A 16,471-nucleotide genomic window follows, 5' to 3' on the forward strand; every position below is an offset into this window, starting at 1 on the left:
ATACATAAGAATCCAAGCTACGCGGGGGCTTGGCCCCTCCCGCGACCGGACTTTCACCGGATAGAAGATGCGTGCTTAGCTGGGCACGCCCAAAAAAAAGTTTGTCTATGATAGTATCACAGACAAACTCAGAAGCTTCTTTATATCTACTATGTCTCAATGGGGAGATGTAAATATCCCACCAACTCTAAGCATATTTACAAATTTTAACAGGCACCGGAGCGGCACCCTTTTTCCTTGTTTGTTCTAATTTCAAGCCGAAGCTATTCCATTTATTGAACTCCTAACAGCTTCAGTTGATCATTAAACCAACCGCCGCATCCTCATGGAGGCCAGCCAGCAGACACTCCTTCTCCTTTTCCAGCTGCCATAGGCGGTAATAGTAGCCTTTTTTGTGAAGCAGCTCCTCATGCGTCCCGCGTTCTACGGCAGCACCGCGATGCATGACGACAATTTCATCCATCTTATTGAGCCCGGACAGCTTATGCGTGATCCAGACGACGGCTTTTTCCTTCCAGAACAGTTCAAGGTTGTTCATAAACGCCTGCTCGGTCAAGATATCCAATCCGGTGACAGGCTCATCCAGCAGCAGCGCAGGGGTCCGGCGCAGCAACGCCCGGGCAAGAGCAAGCCGCTGCCGCTCGCCTCCGGACAGCTTGCCTCCCCGTTCCCCGATCAACGTATCGTATCCCTGGGGCAAGCTCATGATCGTCTCGTCGATCAGCGCCAGCCGCGCCGCTTCACGAAGCTCGTCGTCCGTTGCCTCCGGACTCCCCAGCCTGAGATTAGCGGCAACCGTTGCATTGAACAGCTGTACCTCCTGGGACACGACTGCATACTGGGAACGGATGAAGGCGGCCGGAAGCTCCCGCAGGTCCTGTCCGTTCAGACGAATGGAGCCCTCCGTACAGTCCCGGAGTCCGAGCAGCAGCTGGATCAGCGTGCTTTTGCCCGCTCCGCTTTCCCCTACGACGGCAATGCGCCGTCCCGGTTCCAAGGTTAGATTCAGGCGGCGAACCGCGTAATCCGTTCCGCTTTCATAACGATAGGATACATTGCGAACCTCCACTTTCCATTGCCGTGAAGCTGGAACGGGCGGAGCCGATATCATCGGCTGCTGCCTCGCTTCAGTCGTCGCCAAAGCGTTATTCTCATCGACCAGCTGAAACAGCCGCGAAGCGGAGGAGACCGTATGGCCTAACAGCTGGAAAGCGGCAGGAAGCGGCGTAACGGCTTCGTAGCATGCCAGCGTCATTAGAATAATAGCCGGAAGCAGCACCGGCTCCAAACGGCCAGTCTGTACGAAATAGACGGAGGCCAGCAGCACCAGCCACATGCTCAGATGCGCTGCACCCAGCATCGTGCCGCTCACTGCGGCACCTGCCCGGTTGACACGGGTCTGGTTCGCATTCACCTCGGATTGCTGCATCATAATCGAGTGCAGACGCTCCTGATCGCGGCCAAATACGAGAAGATCCTTCATGCCCAGGAGCAAGTCGCTCGTTTGGGCATACATCTGCTTCTGCCGGCCGGCGATTTCCCGGCCGGGCTTTTGGCACAGCTTAGCGCTGAGCAGCGGAAGACCGATGCCGGACAGCGCCAGCATAGCCAGCAATATGACCCCCAGCTGCCACGCATGCGCGGCTAGCAGGAAGCAGCCCAGCGCTCCGGTCACCAAGGCGATGAGCGGAGGCGCCAGAACGCGCAGGTACATATGCTGCAGCTGCTCTACATCGCTGATGAGCGATTGCAGCAGCTCGCCGCTGCGCCGCCGCTCCAGCAGCCTGACGCCCATCGGCTCCAGGCTTTCGTACAGCCAAACACGTACGCGGTGCAGAATCCGAAAGGTCAGGTCATGTGACACCAGCCGCTCCAAATAACGGAACACACCGCGGGATAAACCGAAGAACCGGACGCCTACAATCGGAACCCACAGCAGCAGCACCGATTCCGGGCGTAAAGCGGCGCTTGCGATCAAATAGCCCGAGGTGCCCATCAAGCCGATGCTCGCGGCGATGGTCAAGCATCCGAGCAGCACCGCTATCAGCATTCTGCCCCGGTACGGCCGCAAGAAAGCGAGAACACGCCTCAGGAAGCCCTGCTGGGCCAGAAGACGGATAGATGCTGTATCAGGCGTACCCAAAGCATCGCCGCTCCCCCGATCCAACCCAGCGCCAGGGGCCTCACTCCACGTTTCCGGTAACGATTCGGACAGTTTCCGGGCGTCTCTCTCCCGCTCAAGCGCCAGCATCATTCTGGCATACATTCCCCCTGCCGCCAGCAGCTCGGCGGGCGTTCCCATCTCGGCAATGCGGCCGCGATTCATCACGATGATGCGGTCCGCCTGCTGCACGGTCTCCAGCCGGTGGGCAGCCGTCACTGACATCCGGCCTGGAAGCTGCCGGGCCAAGCCTTGCCGAACCATAGACTCATGATACAAGTCCAATCCCGACGTCGGTTCGTCCAGCAGCAGCAGCGGCGCATCCTTCAACAGCGCCCTGGCAATAGCGATCCGTTGAATTTGTCCTCCGGACAATGGAACGGCTTCGCCCAGCAGCGTATCTAGTCCCTGGGGGAGCCGATCCACGAAATCCACACCTGCGGCCGTTAATGCAGCCTCAATACGGCTATCTTCCACCGGCCCCTCGCAGCCCAGGGTCAAATTGTCCCGCAGCGTACCGTAGTATAGCTTAGGGCTTTGATTGACACTCGATAGCTGCTTCCGCCATGATTCCTTTGTTATCACCTTCAGGTTGACGCCGTCAATCCACACGCTGCCGCTTGTAGGAACAGCGAAGCCCTGCAGCACATCAAGCAGCGAACTCTTTCCCGAGCCCGTCGGGCCAATGACGGCGATGCGCTCCCCCGGCTCCAGCGTAAATGAAATACCGTCCAACGCCGGGGATGAATAACCGGGATAAGTTAGGCTGACATCCCGAAATTCGATGCGGTAACCGTTTGGCCGAGCCTCAAGCTCCACGCCCTCCTCCATCTCAGCGGCTCCGGACGCCTGCGCCTCCAGGAGGCTGATGATCCGGACAGCCGCAGCCATCCCGTTCGTGCTCGCATGAAACTGTGTACCCATTGCTCTTACCGGAGCGTAGAACTCGGGAGTAAGCAGCAGAATGAGGAATGCATGCTCGAAGCCGATCTCCCCGTTAATAAGCCGCAGCCCCAGGAATACCGCTACGATGGCGGTGCTTAACGTCGCGAACAGCTCCATCACGAACGAGGACAAGAAAGCGAGCCTCAGCGTTCCCATCGTCGTCTTTCGATATTCCTCGCTGATTTGGGAGATGATCTCCAGCTGCGCACGGCTTCGCCCAAATATCTGCAAGGTCGGAAGCCCGCACAGCACGTCCATGAAATGGCTCCCCAGCTGACCGAGACGCTCGAACTGCCGCTGCGCCTTGGACTTGGCGGCCAGACCTACCAGAATCATAAACAGGATGAGCAGGGGCAGCGTTATCGCCAGCACCATCGCCGAGATCCAGTCCAGGTTGGCGGCTATGCAGAAGATGGCGGCGGGAATGAGCATGGACAAGGCCATTTGGGGCAAGTACCGGGCCAAATAAGCCTCCAATTGTTCTACGCCCTCGTAGATCGTTCCAAGCAGCTCCCCGCTCCGTTCTCCTTTGGCATAGCCGGGTCCAAGCTGGACCAGCTTGCTTAACAATTGCTGGCGGAGGTCGCTCTTGATGCGCATCGCCATTTGCGATGAAGCATATTCGCTCATCATCTGGACAACCGCTCTAAGAGCGATCCAGCCAAGCAGCATGCCAAATACAGGAAGAAGAGTTGAAATACCGAGCCCTTCCAGAAAAGCATCATGCACAAGCCGAGCCAGACTGGCTGATTCCAGAATCATCAGCATACCGCCGACAACGCTGAATCCTATCCCGGCAAGCAGCAGACGGTACGTTCCAGGGACGCGGCCAAGCAGTCGTTTCATCATATCAGTAGTCCAGATGATCCTTGATGCTCACCCGTTTGCGGAATACCCAGTAAGTCCACGCCTGATAAACGATGACAATGGGTACGGTCGTGAGAGCAATCACGGTCATTACCTTCAGCGTATATTCGTTCGAAGCCGAATTAAAGATGGTCAGCGACCAATCCGGGTTCAGCGAGGAGATCATCACCCGCGGGAACAAGGACATGAAGACCGTTATCGTCGACAGTACAATCGTTAAGCCGGTCATAATGAACGCCCAGCCGTCACGTCCCGCTTTAAGAAAGAAATGCACGGACAACAGCGTAAAGCCCGCCGTCAGAGGAACCATTCCCGGAATGATCCCGTCACGGGTAAACATATCCGTTTGAAAATAACTGAGGAAGACGAAAAACAACAGCATGGCGCTTGCCCATGCACCAAAGCGGTTTGCCGCTTTTCTGGCCCGCTCCCTAAGCTCCCCTTCGGTTTTCAGGGAGAGATACAGCGCCCCATGGAGCAAAAATAACAGAACAATACTGATTCCCGCCGTTACCGAGTACAAGGAGATTAAATCCCAGAACGATCCGACATAGTTTTTGTTAGCGTCAATCGGTACACCCTTCATCAGGTTGGCCAGCGCTACACCCCACAAGAGCGGCGGCAGCAGGCTGCCCCCAAAGATCACGCCGTCCCACAGCTTGCGCCATTTCGGATTCGGCAGCTTGCTGCGAAATTCGAACGACACGCCGCGGCCAATGAGCGCCAGCAGCATAAGGAACAGCGCCATGTAAAAGCCGCTGAACAGCGTGGCATACCATTCCGGAAATGCCGCGAACATCGCTCCCCCCGCCGTAATAAGCCATACCTCGTTACCGTCCCAGACCGGCCCTATCGTATTGATGATCACACGGCGCTCCGTATCCGTCCTGCCAAGGAACGGAGTCAGCATGCCTACGCCGAAGTCGAAGCCTTCAAGAAAGAAGAATCCGACGAACAGCACCGTGATAAGAATAAACCATAAGGTTTCCAGCATATTCCCTCGCCTCGCTTTCTATTTCATAGCCTGATCTTCTCACAGAGGAGTCACTGTGCCCGGATGCTTCGTTTCCGCTTCATGAGCTTCATGAGCCTCGTGTTCCTCGTCAACGGCCCCTTTTTTCACGAACACAACGATCAGATAAACTAATGCCGCAGCCAAAAGCCCGTAGATCACGGAAAAGCCGATGAGTGAAGTCGCCACCATAGCAGGAGTGACCGTAGGTGAAACGCCCGCCTCCGTTTTTTGCAATCCGAACACAAGCCAAGGCTGCCGGCCGACCTCCGTCATAATCCACCCCGCCGAATTGGCGATATAGGGCAAGCTGATGGCCGGCACCATCCATTTCAAATACCGCGGAAATTGTTCCAGCTTATTGCGCCATACGGCGTAGGTGCCGAACAGGCTGAGCAAAATCATAAGGACTCCGGCCAGTACCATGATGCGGAAGCTCCAGAACGTCGTTTTGACCGGAGGAATATAGTTGCCGGGGCCGTATTTCGCCTCGTACTCAGATTGAAGCTCATTCATGCCGGGCACGCTTCCGTGCAGCTTGTTATAGGAAAGAATGCTTAGCGCATAAGGGATTTCCAATTGCGCGCGGTTTTGCTGCTTTTCCACATCAATCAAGGCAAAGACCGTCCAAGGGGCGCTATCGCCCGTCGTGTTCCACAGCGCTTCGGACGCCGCCATTTTCATCGGCTGCGACTTCATCAAATGCTGCGCCTGCTCGTGACCGGCTACCGCCGTCATGAAGCTTGCCGCCAGCGCGATCGTAATCCCGATCGTAAACGATGCTTTGAACAGCTCCGGCTGCTGCTTGCGCAGGATTTTATAGGCGCTGATCCCCGTTACGAACAATGCACCTGTCGATAGCGCTCCGTAAATGACATGCGGGAACTCTACCCATAGCTGCTTGTTCCCCAGGATGGCAAAAATACTGGTCATCTCGGCGCGTCCATTCTGAATCGCGTATCCGACCGGCTCCTGCATGAACGAGTTCGCACTTAATATCCATAGGGCCGATAAAGTCGTTCCGATGGCTACCAGCCAAATCGAGGCCAGATGCACCTTTTTTGGCAGGCGCTCCCAACCGAAAATCCATATGCCGAGAAACGTCGATTCCAGGAAAAAGGATACCAGCGCTTCAATCGCGAGCGGCCCTCCAAAAACAGCCCCGACAAATCTTGAATAATCCGACCAGTTCATACCGAACTGGAATTCCTGCATAATCCCCGTAACGACCCCTACGGCAAAATTCAGCAAAAACAATTTCCCCCAAAATTTGGCCATGATTTTGTACGAATCATCCTTCTTCACCACGTACATCGTCTGCATCACCGCAATCAGGTAAGCAAGCCCGATTGATAACGGCACGAGCAAGAAGTGATACACCGTCGTAATTCCGAACTGCCATCTGCTTAAATCCAACGTATCCAAAATCAATTCCTCCCTTCTGTACGTTGCTAGTATAGATCGAAGCAGGCAGCCTACATGTGATAAAAATCACAAGGGAAGGGTGAGAATTTGAACATTTTTTGTTAATGGCTCCCAAGCTAACGCCAAATAAACAAAAGAAGAATGGCGGACTCGCCATTCTTCTTTTGTTTAGGAGCGTAAGCTGCTTCGGTGGCACAGCGGGATACCCCCTTTATTAGCTTCCGAAAGGTTATGCATTTCCCAATGGAAACCATCTTCGTAAGCAAGGAGATAACCCGCCTATCGACTCTCTAACAACCATCAAGACCTAATTTACCTAGTCAATGCCCTCCGGCGGTTACCGTAATTTTGGCTTTGACCTGTTTTCCGCCATACTCGACGATGATATCGGCTTTACCCGACTTTAGTGCCTTTACCCCTCCATTCGCATCCACCTGTACGACAGCCGGGTTCGACGAACGATACGTCACGGCATCCGTCACCTTCTTTTTGCTGTGATCCGTATAATAAGCATAAACGACGGTAGCGTGCGTTTGACCGACTTTCAAGGAATAAGCCCGGTCATCGAGCTCGAGATGTGTCACCTTCACCGGCTTCCCGTCATCCTTGCCGAGTACGGTCACTTTAGCTTTCTCCTGCTCGCCCCCGTAAGTTACGACGATATCCGTTTTTCCCGCCTTGATCGCCGTAACCAGGCCGTTCTTATCCACTTTGGCTATATCAGGATTAGAGGAGCGGTAAGCAACCCCTTCGGTAACCTGCCGCTGGCTCCGGTCCGAGTATACCGCCTGTACGACGGTCTGATGCGTTTCACCGGCCTTTAAGCTGTACCGTTCCGAATCCAGGTCAAGCCCAATCAGCTGCACAGGCTTGCCATATACGATCACCTTGGCATCGGCGCTTTGCCCTGCATATTGAGCGGTTACCGTCGCTACCCCGGGGCTGACTGCCGATACGACACCGTTGGCACTTACCTGCGCTACAGAAGGCTTGGATGATTGGAACGAGATTCCATCTGTCAGCGGTTTGGTGCTGCCGTCCTCATAAGTCCCTTGCAGCTCTAGAGATTCAGATTCACCCGAGCTAATAAACATATACTTGGGCTTTAAGGCAACGGACTGAAGCTGCGGCTGCTCGCGGGTTACATTGACCGTGTACATCCTGGAAGTATTAAGACTCGGAGAATATACGGTAATCTGAACTGTATTGGCGCCATAGCCCAGCTGGATATCGGGGCTCGGCTGGCCGCTCGCGACCTCGATTCCATTCACCTTAATCTGCGCTCCCGTATCGACGCCTTCCGAAGTGACTGTAAGCTTGTAGACGTTGTAGGTCACACTGGCTTCGTAATGAGCCTGGTCGGGGGCAAACGACGGGCTTAGAACCCCGTCGCTCAGGCTCAGGCCGGCAAGCTTCGGTTGTCCATAGCTGGTTGGTTGAATATTGCCGACGGCTTCGCTGCCGCTGCGGTCCTCCAGCTGCTGCAAATACAAGCTGCGCGGATAGACATTGGTACCGAGACTTTCCCAATATCCGCCTTCCCGCGGCCGAAGGTCGTCCTTATTCGGCAGGTAAGGCTTATTTACTTTGCCGGTAAAACCGATGGCGTAGTTTTGCGCGGTTGGCGGATTTTGGAGCGCAAGTCCTCCTTTGGTATTCCACGCGACCCAATTCGCTCCTGCCCATCCGTGTCCGCTTCCGAGCCAGCCGCGGTCTTGAATAGCGATATTCGCATCGATGTTATCGAACAAGCCCCCTACCGACCAGCGATGGTGCGGCTCGCTCGTTGCGAATTGCGTTGTTGCAGTGCCGTCCAGGAACACGTTAGGACCGGGTACGCGGCTGCCTACGATATAGGAGTGGCGTGCGGTATCGACATTAACCCTTTGAGTCAGCCCTAGCTGGCCTTCATACAGCAGCGGATAACGACGCCCTCCATCCAATGTGCTTGCCATTTCCAGAACCGTGCTGTCCTGGGTCGTCGTCCACTTGGTATCTCGCCCGGTGTAGACCATGGCATATCCCAGATGCAGCGCCGTGATGTCGCGAACCCATGCATTTTTGACGCTCTTGAACGCAATGAACGTTTCCGGATGGTTATCATCCGCATAATAATTGACGCCTCCATTCGACTTGATGACGGACGGATCGAAGTTGACATCGACACGCATATTTTCGACGCCGACCTGCTGTATCCGGGCCGAATCGTTATAGGCCAATAGCTCCCCGCCTCCCCACCTAAGCTCGATGGAATTGGCGAGCGGCGCATCTACCGTTATGACATTGCCGTCCACTTGGGTAATGACTCTGTCGAAGTTAAGATCAAAGGGACCCCATTGCTGCGTACTTCCGGTAGTCCCGGGCCGGTCTGTTATTTGATCCATCAAGAGCTCATGAATCCACCGGTCATTTCCTTTCCTGCGCACCATCACCGTGTCTCCGGCCTTGAACAGACCAGGATCAGCGACGCGGAAGCTTCGTGCTCCTACCGGAACATATAAATCGGTGATGCCCGTCTTTATCGTCGAGCTGATAGCCGGACCGCTTGTGCCGCCAATTTCCAGGATATCGCGCTGTTCCGTGCCCGTAGCATAGAGGATCGTTCCATCCGTACCCTGGCCCTCACCGCGCAGAACTACGCCTCCCGCACGGATATACAGCTTGCTGCCTACCCGATATGTACCCTTGGAGAGAAGCACCGCTCCGCGGAAGCCTTCCGGTGAAGGAGCCAGCATGGATACCTCGTCAATAGCCGCTTGAATCCGTGCCGTATCGTCCCCTTCCGCTTGCGGGGTTAGAGTCACTCTTACAGGCACGTCAGGCAGCTGGACTCCGCCGCCCATATAACCCGCATTGGAGTAATCGAGCAGCTTGTTCCCTTTGTAATCCGGCACGTAGACTAATTTGCCGTCTTTCCCGATAAAAGCCAGCTGACTTTGGCCCGCCGGTATGGTGCTCGCATCCGCCGAGAAGAAATAGAACGTATCATACGCTGTCGTCTTGCCCGTTGGAGTTACTGACAGCCGCAGCTGATGCTCTCCGGTAGAAGCGACCGCTCCCGGAACCGGAAGCTCCAGTGCCTCGCCTGGAACGAGCCGGGTTTCCGGCAGCTGATAAAGCTTATTTTGCGAGCTGTCTATCAGCTCGCCGTTCAGGATGCCCTCTACGAATGGCGTAACCTGAAGGGACGGGTACGGATCGCCGGGCTTCACGAGCGCAGGCTGCCCTGTCTGAATCGTCATGCTCGGGTGGGTTATCTGCAGATCGGCGATGAGCTGGACCGGGTCCGCAACATCAATCCAGATGGTGGTGGTCAATGTGATAGGTCCTTGTACAATGGTTCCCGTTACCTTGCTTACCCCGGACTTCAAGGCCGTTACCTTGCCGGACGAATCCAACGCAGCAACATCCGGTTTGGAAGCCTGCAGGGAAGCAAGGAAGTCCGGTTCGGACAAATCCGCCTCTTCTCCAGTAACGAGAACGCCGTGAAGCTGTAATGAAGTCGTTTCATTGACATTAAGCTTCAAAGTCGTATCTTCCGCATACTCCCGGCCTGCCGCATCGGAAATATAGATTCTGTTCAATGCGGGCTGCGAGCCGGTGCCGCCTTCCCCATACACTTCAAATTCGGCAAGCTTAAACAATGAATTCTGTGTCAAATTGACCGATACTTTGACATATCGGGCGGATACCGGGGCAAAAATCGCCGTCTCTTTGGATTGAATCGCCCCTGTTGACCTGTCCCGGGCATAAGCCTGCGTCCAGCTGCTGTTGTTATTGGAGTACAAGATGGAGTAACCGCTTACAATTCCTTGCGTCCCTGTAAAATCCAACACTGTTCTCTGAACCGTCTGCGGTACGGTCAGGTCCACGGTCATCCATACATTAAGATCATCCCCGCGGTCGCTGGATAGCGGCTGCCAATAGGTGCTTGCATTCCCGTCAACGGCAGCGGTCGCCCTGCCTGCAGACGTATCCGAGCTTTTGCTTGGCACAGGCTTGTTTAATGCGTAATTCACTTCACTAGCCGCCGCACGCGAAACAAGCCCGTGGGTTGGAAGAAGGAGTGTAAAGACTAGCACGATAATGAGACCGATAAGAAACGGCTTACGGACAGGCACGAAATCATCACCTTTCCTGAATAGACTAATGGGGTTCTCCTCGACTAATGGAAGGAAGGAGCTCTCCTTCTTTCCCGATCGCCGATAAAAGCGAGTGCTGCTGCGCTTCTTGTTGTCATGTTCAGGCCTTAATGTAAGCGGTACCAAAACAGTAAAAATAGATTCTTATCAAAGCCCCTCCTTTCCATTTTTACTATACCATAAATTTCCTCGCAATGAATCATTTCCGGAAAGTTTCTGTCCCCTTTCTGCAAAACAAAAAACCGCGCTAGCGCGGTTTCATTGGTTTAGATCGCAGGAGCCGGTGCCGTCGATTTCCGGATCGTCAGCGCCCCAGGCAAAATAATTTCCTGATATTCCAACGAAGCATCGTTCATCTGCTGGCACAATATCTCTATAGCGATGCTCCCAATCAGCCGTGCGGATTGATTAATGGAGGTGAAGAAGCTCCGGTACTCCTCCGGCAAAACCGCGTATTGGTCATCAAATCCGACGATACTGATATCCTCGGGAACGCGCAGCCCATACTCCTGAACGGCTCTAAGCACATTCATCAGCATAGACGGCTGGGCTACAAACAAGGCGGTCGGCCTATTCTCCTGCACCAGCAGGCTCCTTGTTGCCTCGTAGGAAGTAACGCCGTTGCCGACAATTTTATAATACTCCTTGGACTCCTTCAGCCCGGCATTTATCAGCCCTGTTCGGTATCCTTTCACCCTGTCCGCATGCGTTGATCGGGCCGGATTCAAAGTGATGCAGGCAATCCGCTGATGACCGAGCTCCACAAGATGATCGATAAGCTTGATCGCAGCGGCAAAATTATCCCCACGAACGACGTGCGCCGGAAAATCCTTTAACCTCTGATCCACCAGCACCACAGGTACCTTATTCTGTATCAGATCATCCAGATGCTTGCCGTCGAGCTCTGCATTGACGCTTAACAGGATAAGGCCGTCCACATCCCGCTGAAGCATTTTGGCAACAACCTTCGCCTCCCTCTCCATGCTGACCGTATTGCCTATGACTATAAAATAGTCCTTCTCCAGCGCCTTCTCTTCCGCTCCTGCCAAAATCCCCATGCTGAACCGGTTCCCGGTCATATCGCCTAGCGGCATCAGCATCCCGATCATCATGGAGCTGTCCTTGGAACGCTTCAAATCACTGGCTTGCAGGTTCAACTCCCTCAGCGCTTTATGCACTTTCTCCCGTGTCGCCGGCGCTACGGACTCGTAATTGTTAATGACCTTCGAAACCGTAACCTTGGACACCCCTGCTTTGGTTGCAATGTCTTGTAAGTTAGCCATGCTTGTAAAATCCCCTTAGGAAACGATCTGCGGCGTTTCTGATATTTACCCCATCGTAGCGAATGGGGGTTTTGTTGTCAACAACAGGAAATTTTGCAAAAAATGATTTACAAAAGGCTGCCAAGTGGTATAATCTGGATTGGAAAGTTTCCGGAAACATAAAATAAATCATATCTAAGTCTTGAAAGCATACACGGTAAACGAAGGGCCTTTTTGTGAAAACGCTGTCATTTGTTCATTCATTCCATCCCCATCATACGAAAGTGAGGTTAAGTTATGCGCAAAGCCCGCATTGCTCCACTTGTTTCTTTGGCTGCCATCATAGCACTAACCGCTTGCACCAGCACCACCACCGAGACTTCTCCCAAGTCGCCGGGAGATACGAAGAAAGAACCTATTGAGCTTGTTTTTGCCACCCATCTGGGAATGAGTCAGGAAACGTTCAACAAGGAAATCGGTGATCCGATACGTCAGAAGTTTCCGTATATCACCCCCAAATATATTGAGAGAGGCAACGGAACCAACCTGAACGATCTGGTCTCCGCCGGTACGGCTCCCGATATTACGTGGTTTGTTCACTCCTCCTTCGTCAACACGATCCAGCAGCTTGGGCTCGACTATGATTTGACCGATCTTATCAAAAAATACAACTACGATATGAACCGCTACTATCCGCAGGCCTTGGAAACGTTGAAGTACTACACCGGCGGAAAAGGCATTTATGGCATCCCCAAAGAAATCAGCCAATCCGTCTTGTACTACAATAAGGACATTTTCGATAAATTCGGGGTCCCCTATCCGAAGGATGGAATGACCTGGGACGAAGCTTATGAATTAGCCCGCACGATGACCAGAACGGTGGACGGAACGGCCTACCGTGGAATGAGCACCTTCTATAGCACGATCCTTCGAGAAAATCAGCTGTCCATTTCCCCATTGAGCCCGTCCGAGGATAAGGCTAACGTGAATAATGATCAATGGAAGCAGCTGCTGCTCACTCTGGACAAAATTTATAAAATTCCCGGCAACAACAGGCCGACGAACACCCGATCCATTACACCGGAGGTTGAGCAATTCGAAAAGCAATTGAATGTCGCAATGCTCATTAGCGGCTATGGACGGCAGGTGAACTTCCCTCCGAACTTGAACTGGGATGTCGTCTCGGTGCCCACCTTCAAAGACAAGCCAAAGGTCGGTCAGCAGAGCAGCCCGACCTTCTGGGGGATCACGCCGACCAGCAAGCATAAAGAAGACGCGTTCGAAGTAATTATGTATTTGATGAACGATGAGCGAATGATGGATAATTCCAAGAAAGGCTTGCTCACTCCTGTCAACAAGCCGGAAATCCGCAAAGCATTCGGTACGGATGCACCGGAGCTCAAGGGAAAAAATCTGGAGGCGGCTTACTATAACACGTACGCCCCCATAGAACCCGCCAGAGCTTCCGGCCTGAATAATGCCATTCGTCAGGATGCCATTAACATTGTGAATGATGCCTTCACGGACATGCTCCTGAACAATATCGACGTCAACACTGCTTTACGGCAGGCAGACGAGAAAATCAATCAGAAATTTGCCGAGAAGAAGTAAAGGGAAGCCTTGGCTTTAACCTATGTAAAAGCGGCTGCCGACAGCAGGATCACCTGAAGGTCGCGGCCGCTTCTAAGATTCTTGATGAGCGTCAACGCTATAATCGCTTCCGCAGATAGGAAGCCGGTATCCCTAAGGACTCTCTGTACTTGGTCACTGTACGCCGGGATACACATACCCCCTCCTGCTCCATTAGCTCCGCAATGCGGAGATCGGATAGCGGCTTCCGCTTGTCCTCGCTTTGAATCACCTGCTTGATCCTCTGCTTCACAGCCTCCGATGAAACAGCCTCACCGTCTATCCCTCCCACCGACGAGGTGAAAAAGGATTTCATCTCATACATCCCCCGCGGAGTTTGAACATATTTGCTCGCTGCTGCGCGGCTTACCGTCGATTCATGGACTCCCAGAGCATAAGCGATGTCTTTAAGCGTCATAGGCTTAAGACTAGCTGGACCATAATCAAAGAACGGCCTCTGTTTTTGAACGATAGCCTGCATAACGCGATAGAGCGTAACGTTTCTTTGCTCTATGAATCCGATAAACCTTCTGGCTTCATGCAGCTGTTTTTGCATATCATTGTCCGCCTCCCGGTCCTTACGTCTGATAGCACGGCAGCCGGGATGTACCGACAGCTTCGGATAGAGCGATTCATTAACTTCAACGATATATTCATTATGTTCCCTTCTGACGATGACATCGGGAACAATCACTTCCCGCTGTATAGGGGTGAAAGCTGCCCCCGGTCTTGGATTCAACGCCCGGATCGCGGCTGCTGCCTGCTGAATCTGATCGGGCTCGGCCCTCAGAAGCTGTGCCAGCTTATCGAATTGTTTTTCAGCCAGATGGGTCAAGTAACCGTTTACAATTTGATATGCCAGCGAATCCTTATGACTTTGCCGCTCCAGCTGGAGCATCAGGCATTCCTGCAGGCTTCTCGCCGCAATTCCGGGTGGATCCAAGGATTGAACCAGCTCCAAGGCGTGTTCGATCTGACCTGAATCCATATGAAGGATCTGCGCGATATGGTCTGTTCTCATATCCAAGTAGCCTTTGGAATCGAGATCGCCGATAATAAATTTGGCTGCATGGAGAGTTGGTCGTGGTATATGAGGAAGAAAAGCAAGCTGCTCCAGGAGGAAGCTCTCCAAGGTTTGCTGTGAAGAATCAGGAATCCGGTCTATCGGATCGTAAGCAGAGGTACGGAATCTGGAGCCTGATGGTCCTGTTGACGGAAGCCAGCCAGTATCGGCTGGTACTAAAAAAGGATTAGAGAGGAACTCACGGCTCATATGCTCTGCCAATTCTGCCGATGAGCATTGCAGCATATGGAGGGATTGCTTCATATCCGGTGTGATTAGCAATCTCATCGCCTGCTCCTGAACCTGGTTCAGTCCCGCTTGCATCTCTGCACCTCCTGCTTATTACATGCCCTGTTGGTACCATCATATCATATCGTACGATCGGCGTAGAGTCGGAATCGGGATAAAAAGAAACACCATGCGTCAGCCTCTTCCTTCGCATGGTGTTCGTTACCTGGGCAATCTATAAGAGTATAAGTGCTGTAATTTATTTGATAGCCGACGGCTTCACATCAGCCGGAATCGGGCATACATAAGGCTCGTCTTCGAGGTGCCGGTTCAGCTCCGCTTTGGCCGCCTCAAGCAGCTCCGGATTCTGCATCACTTCGAGCGCGGTAGCGGCCATCACTTTCCCGGCATGAAGCATCCCTTTATGCCCTATGGAGGTGCCTCCCTGAGCCACCAGCTGCCAAGTGTGGAACGGTGTTCCGATCGCCATACAAGCGGTCACGCATTGTGCCGTCGGCACAATCCAGCTGACATCGCCGACGTCGGTGGAGCCGGTACCAAAGGATACACCCGTCTTGGTGTAAGGCAACAGAAAATCCGCCAGCTCCTTATTGTCCAGCCCCTTAATCCGCTTGAACATCTTGGTATCTTCCTCTGTCAATGTGGTTCGGATCGCCCTTGCGAGCTCCTTCTCGGCTTCATCGAACACAGGTACGCCGAGCTCCGAGAATTGCTTATGCATGGCTTCCTCCAGCACCGAGTTGCCGATCAGGTTCGAGCAGGCTTTGTCAAAGACGATTTCGACCTCCGTCCCGGTCATCAAGGCCGCTCCGCGGGCAATATTGCAAACCCTCTGGTAGATTTCCTCCACTTGAGGTGTCTTAGGCGCACGAATGAGATACAGCACTTCCGCCTGAGACTGAACCACATTAGGCGACGTCCCGCCCGTGTTCGTAATCGCATAGTGAATTCGGGCTTCCTGAATAATATGCTCTCTTAAGTAATTGACCCCGACGTTCATCAACTCAACGGCATCCAGGGCGCTTCGGCCCAGATGCGGGCTTGCTGCGGCATGGGAGCTGCGGCCTTTGAACTTGTAATAGACCTGATAATTCGCAAGCGATTGGCCCGGCATGATGCCGTTAAGAGGGGCCGGGTGCCAGCAGAGCGCAAAGTCGGCGTCATCGAAGACGCCTTCTCTTGCCATGAACGTTTTGCCCGAGCCGCCCTCTTCCCCCGGACAGCCATAATAGCGCACGGTGCCTGGAAGCTGATTCTCCTCCATATACTGCTTCAGAATTACAGCAGCAGCCAGCGACCCTGTTCCCAGCAGATTATGTCCGCATCCGTGACCGTTGCCGCCTTCCTGAATAGGATCATGTGAAGCGACACCTCTATTCTGGCTCAAGCCGGATAAGGCGTCAAACTCGCCCAAAATCGCAACCACCGGCTTCCCGCTTCCGAAGCTGCCTATAAAGGCCGTCTCAATGCCTGCGGCTCCCCGTTCTACGGTGAAGCCTTCCTTCTCCAATGCCTGGCACAAGAGCTCCGCGGATTGCCTTTCTTCGAAGCGCGTCTCCGCAAACTCCCATATTTTATCGCTGATTTGAATGAAAAAGTCACGTTTCTTTTCGATTATTTCAGCTAGTCTTTGATTTCCTCTCATTCTTATCCCTCCTGCCGTTTGTCTAGGCTGTTTCTTTCTGCTTCCTTGCGTCTGACCTTTACAGGCCGAGG

Annotated in this window: 8 protein-coding genes; 1 reads left to right on the forward strand and 7 read right to left on the reverse strand. The window is 53.5% G+C overall.

All coding sequences use genetic code 11. From position 1 onward, the window contains the following. Positions 1 to 292: 292 nt before the first annotated feature. The 5 genes from cydD to GGC63_RS30610 form a co-directional block, all read right to left on the reverse strand. Positions 293 to 3,955, reverse strand: a complete 3,663-nt coding sequence (gene cydD / locus GGC63_RS30590) for a thiol reductant ABC exporter subunit CydD (protein ID WP_192705518.1) — start codon at positions 3,953 to 3,955, stop codon at positions 293 to 295. A 1-nt stretch (position 3,956) separates the two neighbouring features. Next, the gene (cydB, locus tag GGC63_RS30595) at positions 3,957 to 4,967 is read right to left on the reverse strand and encodes a cytochrome d ubiquinol oxidase subunit II (protein ID WP_192705519.1); all 1,011 of its coding nucleotides are present in this window, start codon (positions 4,965 to 4,967) and stop codon (positions 3,957 to 3,959) included. A gap of 39 nt (positions 4,968 to 5,006) precedes the next feature. Beyond that, positions 5,007 to 6,410, reverse strand: a complete 1,404-nt coding sequence (locus tag GGC63_RS30600; RefSeq protein ID WP_192705520.1) for a cytochrome ubiquinol oxidase subunit I — start codon at positions 6,408 to 6,410, stop codon at positions 5,007 to 5,009. Between the two features lie 320 nt (positions 6,411 to 6,730). Further along, positions 6,731 to 10,531 (reverse strand): Ig-like domain-containing protein, encoded by a 3,801-nt coding sequence (locus GGC63_RS30605; protein WP_192705521.1) that lies wholly within the window; start codon positions 10,529 to 10,531, stop codon positions 6,731 to 6,733. A gap of 287 nt (positions 10,532 to 10,818) precedes the next feature. Then, complete coding sequence (locus tag GGC63_RS30610; RefSeq protein ID WP_192705522.1) at positions 10,819 to 11,835, reverse strand: LacI family DNA-binding transcriptional regulator; 1,017 nt, start codon at positions 11,833 to 11,835, stop codon at positions 10,819 to 10,821. 276 nt (positions 11,836 to 12,111) lie between these two features. Here GGC63_RS30610 and GGC63_RS30615 point away from each other — a divergent pair, with 276 nt between their 5' ends. Then, entirely contained in the window at positions 12,112 to 13,425 is a 1,314-nt protein-coding gene (locus GGC63_RS30615) for an extracellular solute-binding protein (RefSeq protein WP_192705523.1), read from the forward strand. Between the two features lie 97 nt (positions 13,426 to 13,522). On the opposite strand, the gene rpoN is transcribed toward GGC63_RS30615, so the two are convergent. Continuing rightward, positions 13,523 to 14,830: an RNA polymerase factor sigma-54 gene (gene rpoN, locus GGC63_RS30620; protein WP_192705524.1), complete on the reverse strand. Its 1,308-nt coding sequence runs from the start codon at positions 14,828 to 14,830 to the stop codon at positions 13,523 to 13,525. Between the two features lie 163 nt (positions 14,831 to 14,993). Next, positions 14,994 to 16,400, reverse strand: a complete 1,407-nt coding sequence (locus GGC63_RS30625; RefSeq protein ID WP_192705525.1) for a M20 family metallopeptidase — start codon at positions 16,398 to 16,400, stop codon at positions 14,994 to 14,996. Between the last annotated feature and the right edge of the window lie 71 nt (positions 16,401 to 16,471).

The sequence above is a fragment of the Paenibacillus sp. OAS669 genome, from assembly GCF_014873645.1.
Lineage (GTDB): Bacteria > Bacillota > Bacilli > Paenibacillales > NBRC-103111 > Paenibacillus_S > Paenibacillus_S vulneris.